This window comes from Streptomyces sp. rh34, assembly GCF_002551245.1.
Taxonomy (GTDB): domain Bacteria; phylum Actinomycetota; class Actinomycetes; order Streptomycetales; family Streptomycetaceae; genus Streptomyces.
On record NZ_NTGZ01000400.1, the window covers coordinates 1 to 4,320 of the forward strand.

Annotated in this window: 5 protein-coding genes; 2 read left to right on the plus strand and 3 right to left on the minus strand. The window is 74.3% G+C overall.

Annotation, left to right across the window (positions count from 1 at the left end):
- The 3 genes from CR470_RS36055 to CR470_RS36065 all read right to left on the minus strand — a co-directional run.
- The coding region (locus CR470_RS36055; RefSeq protein ID WP_179892495.1) for a TerD family protein at window positions 1-588 on the minus strand (588 nt) is incomplete at its 3' end.
- A 75-nt stretch (window positions 589-663) separates the two neighbouring features.
- Window positions 664-885 (minus strand): hypothetical protein, encoded by a 222-nt coding sequence (locus CR470_RS36060; protein ID WP_097871809.1) that lies wholly within the window; start codon window positions 883-885, stop codon window positions 664-666.
- A 102-nt stretch (window positions 886-987) separates the two neighbouring features.
- On the minus strand, window positions 988-1,797 hold the full coding sequence (locus CR470_RS36065) for an NAD-dependent epimerase/dehydratase family protein (protein WP_097871812.1): 810 nt from the start codon (window positions 1,795-1,797) through the stop codon (window positions 988-990).
- A gap of 208 nt (window positions 1,798-2,005) precedes the next feature.
- Between CR470_RS36065 and CR470_RS36070 the strand changes: the two genes are divergently transcribed.
- Together CR470_RS36070 and CR470_RS36075 are read left to right on the plus strand one after the other, a co-directional pair.
- A complete protein-coding gene (locus CR470_RS36070; RefSeq protein ID WP_097871814.1) occupies window positions 2,006-3,025 on the plus strand; it encodes a 5-dehydro-4-deoxyglucarate dehydratase in 1,020 nt (339 codons plus the stop codon).
- Window positions 3,022-4,197 carry a hypothetical protein gene (locus CR470_RS36075; protein WP_097871816.1) on the plus strand — a complete coding sequence of 392 codons (1,176 nt, stop codon included), beginning with the start codon at window positions 3,022-3,024 and terminating at the stop codon, window positions 4,195-4,197. The genes CR470_RS36070 and CR470_RS36075 overlap by 4 nt, the downstream gene beginning before the upstream one ends.
- Window positions 4,198-4,320 lie beyond the last annotated feature (123 nt).

Sequence of the window (4,320 nt, forward strand, 5' to 3'; positions counted from 1 at the left end):
GGCGGGGGCAGCGACCGGGGCGACCGGGGCGGCGGCGACCGGGGCGGGGGCCGTCGGAGCCGGAGGGGCGGCCGCCGGGGCAGCGGGCTCCTCGACCGAGACGCCGAAGTCCGTGGCGATCCCGGCCAGTCCGTTCGCGTAACCCTGGCCGACCGCGCGGGCCTTCCAGGCCCCGTTGCGCAGGTAGATCTCGACGATCACGAGCGCCGTCTCGGCGCCCAGCTGCGGCGGGGTGAAGGTGGCGAGCGCGCTGCCGTCGTCCGCGTTGCGCACGGTGGCGGTGGGCTCGACGCCCTGGAAGGTCTGGCCCGCGGCGTCCGGGCTCGCGGTGACGACGATCTTCTCGATGCCCGGCGGGACGGCCGCGGTGTCCACCACGATCGCGTCGGGCGCGGAGCCCCCGCCGGAGCGGTAGGTCACGCCGGGGCCCGAGGGCTGGTTGTAGAAGATGAAGTCGTCGTCGGAGCGCACCTTGCCGTCGGCGGTGAGCAGCAGGCCCGAGACGTCGAGCCGCACCGGAGCGGCGACGTCCACCGCCACGCGGGCGGCGGAGAGAGGGATGTTCGAGCCGGGGGTCATTGCGGTCATGCACGGGGTAACGAACAACCCGGCTTTGCCGTTCCCTTACCTTCGGCCGTCCGGAGCATGGTCCTCGGAGTGCTCTCAGCGGCGGTTGCGCGGGTGGTCGCGGGCGGTGCGCTCGTTGCCGTGCTTGTACGCGCCGGTCCAGCGCGCCATCACCGTCTGGGCGTCGCCCGACACCACCTCGGCCAGGAACTTCTCCGCCCGGCCACCGCGCAGGATGCCCGCGGGCCGCCCGTGGTGGGTGATGGCGACGCTCTGGTCGCCGTGCTGTTCGTACTGGAATCCGGAAGGTCTCGGCATGTCCGCATCCTGCCCGCCCGGACGCGCCCGCGTCGCCCGGATTTCCGCCGCCCGGCCCCTCCGCCGCTTCCGCCCGGCCCTTGCGCCCCGCTTCCGGTCCGCTCAGTGCGGCCAGATCGGCGGGTCGGTCGCGAAGTGGCCGCCCACGCGGGCGTGCGCGGGATTGTCCGGGTCCAGCTCGCCCTGTTCGGCGACGAGCTTCGCCGCGTACGGCTCCGAGTCGTCCAGCGGCCGGTAGCCCAGCGCCCGTGCCGGCGTCAGGTCCCACCACAGGCGGGTGTTGGCGGAGGAGCCGTACACGACGGTGTGCCCGACGTCCTCGGCGGTGAGGGCCGCGTGGAACAGCCGTGCGCCGTCGCCGGGGCTCATCCAGACCGACAGCATCCGCACCGAGGTGGGCTCGGGGAAGCAGGACCCGATCCGTACCGAGACCGTCTCCAGCCCGTGCCGGTCCCAGTAGAGCTGGGCCAGGTCCTCGCCGAAGCACTTCGAGAGCCCGTAGAAGGTGTCGGGGCGGCGCGGGGCGTCCAGGGGGATCGGCGGATCGCCCGGAGCCGGGCGCGGGGTGTGACCGATGACGTGGTTGGAGGAGGCGGAGACGATGCGCCGGACGCCCTCCTCGCGGGCGGCCTCGTAGAGGTGGTGCGTGCCCTGGATGTTGGCGCGGAGGATCTTGTCGAACGTGGACTCCAGCGAGATGCCCGCCAGGTGGATGACCGCGTCCACCCCGCGCACCGCCTCGCGCAACGCCTCCCGGTCGTTCAGGTCGGCGGTGATCGCCTCGGGTGCGCCCTTAACCGGGACCAGGTCGAACAGGCGCAGGTCGTATCCGTACGCGGGCAGCAGCCCCCGCATCAAGGTGCCGAGGCCGCCTGCGGCGCCGGTGAGCAGGACGGTACGGGGAGCGGTCATACGGGGGTCTCCTCGGGGCGTACGCGGGCGCTGTGCGCAATGCTGGCTGGCATTCACATGCGTGGACAAGCTAAGGAGGGGAGGGCGGGTGCGTCAAGAGCCCGCGTCCGCCTTGACCTGCCATTGGAGGCTGCCTTAGCGTTACGGTGTTCAGAAATATGGACGCCGATCAGAATTGTGCACGCCTGCATCTGCTCAGGGAGCGCCCGTGACCTCAGCCCCCCTTGCCGCCCGGCTCAGCGAAGTCGCCGGGCCGCTCTTCTTTCCCGTGACCGCGTTCGGGCCGGACGGCACCGTCGACCTCACCGTCTTCCGCGCCCATGTGCGGGCCGGGATCGACGCCGGAGCCGCCGCGGTCTTCGCCTGCTGCGGCACGGGCGAGTTCCATGCGCTGACCCCGGAGGAGTTCCGCCTCACGGTCGCCGCCGCCGTCGAGGAGACCGCCGGACAGGTTCCCGTCCTCGCGGGGGCCGGCTACGGCACGGCGCTCGCCGTCCAGTACGCGCGGGCCGCCGAGGAGGCCGGTGCGGACGGGCTTCTCGCGATGCCGCCCTATCTCGTCGTCGCCGACCAGGAAGGGCTGCTGAAGCACTACGCGGCGCTCGCGGCGGCCACCGGCCTGGAGACGATTGTCTACCAGCGTGACAACGCGATCTTCACCCCCGAGACGGTCGTCGCCCTGGCCCGTACCCCCGGCGTCATCGGGCTCAAGGACGGCCACGGCGACCTCGACCTCATGCAGCGCATCGTCAGCGCGGTCCGTACCCACCGGCCCGACGGCGACTTCCTCTACTTCAACGGACTGCCCACCGCCGAGCTGACCGGCCCCGCCTACCGGGGCATCGGCGTCACCCTCTACTCCTCCGCCGTCTTCGCCTTCGCCCCGGACATCGCCCTCGCCTTCTACCGGGCCCTGGACTCCGGGGACGACGCCCTGGTGAACGGGCTGCTCGACCACTTCTACCGGCCGCTCGTCGAACTGCGCGCCCGGGGCCGCGGATACGCCGTCTCCCTGGTCAAGGCCGGTGTCCGGCTCCAGGGCCTGGACGTCGGCGAGGTACGCACCCCGCTCACCGAACCGCCCGCCGCGCACGTCAAGGACCTCATCGAGATCATCGCGAGCGGCCGCGCCCTGCTGGAGGAACGCGCGTCCCGCGATCACTCCTCCCCGGAGCGCGCATCCCAGGAACACGCCTCCCCGGCGGGCCGGGCTGGGGGCCGGGCGTGAAGGCGGGCGCGTTCCTCTACCCGTGGGACGTCGTCGGGGACCCGGACGCCGCAGCCCGGATCGCGGACCTCGGCGTCCGGCAGGTCACCCTGGCCTCCGCCTACCACTCCACCCGGGCCCTGACCCCCCGCCACCCCGCCCACCGCGTCGTCACCGCCGGGCACGCCGCCGTCCTCTATCCGCCGGACCCGGCCCGCTGGGCGGGGCGGTCCCTCGCCCCGTACCGCCAGAGCTGGACGGCCGGCGACGATCCGTACGGGGAGGCCGCGAGCGCGCTCGCCGCCACCGGTCTGGAGGTGCACAGCTGGGTGGTCCTCGCGCACAGCTCGCGGCTCGGCGCGGAGCACCCGGACACCTCGGTGGTCAACGCCTACGGGGACCGCTACCCCTGGGCCCCCTGCATCGCCCGCCCCGCCGTGCGCGCGTACCTCGTGGACCTCGCGGCGGAGGCCGCCGCCCAGCCCGGAACCCGCGGGACCGAACTGGAGTCCTGCGGCTGGTACGGCTTCGCCCATCTGCACGCCCACGACAAGGTCGCCGGCGTGGGCCTCGGCGAGGCGGCGCAGTACCTGATGTCGCTGTGCTTCTGCCCGGACTGCCGCGAGGGGTACGGGCAGGCGGGCGCCGACCCCGGCGACCTGTCCGCCGCCGTCCGCCGCGCCCTGGAACCGGCCTGGTCCGGCGCCGGCTCCCCGGAGTCCGGCCGGGACGGCGTCGAGAAGCTGCTCGGGCCCGAACGCGCGGACGCCACCCTGCGGTGGCGCGGCCGGGTCGCCCGCACGTTCCAAGAGGCGGCCGTCGCGGCGGTACGGGCGACCGCCCCGTCCGGCTTCCAGGTGCTGCTGCACGCCGACCCCGTCCCGTACCGCACCGGTGCCAACGTCGGCGTCGAGGCGGACCACATCCTGACCGTGGCCGACGGCGTGGTGCTGCCCTGCACCGGACCCGACAGCGCCCGGGAAGCGGTCCTCGGGCCGTTCGCCGGCCGGGGCGGCGTGCGCGCCGCCAACTTCGGGATCGTCACCGGGATGGGCGGAAGCCCTCGCACCCTGGAGCGCGACGCGGCCCACGCCGCCTCGCTCGGCGCTGACCAACTGCGCCTGTACCACGCGGGGCTCGCCTCGGGCCCGGACCTGGAGGCGGTCGCCGCCGCTCTCTCACGGCTGGGGTGAGCCGGGGCCGGACGTCGACGTGGGGGCGGACGCCCCTGCGGGGCCGGACGTCGACGACGTGGGGGCGGTGCCGCGCCGTGCCGCCCCCGCCGCCAGCAGCGCCGCGGCCAGCAAACCCGCCGC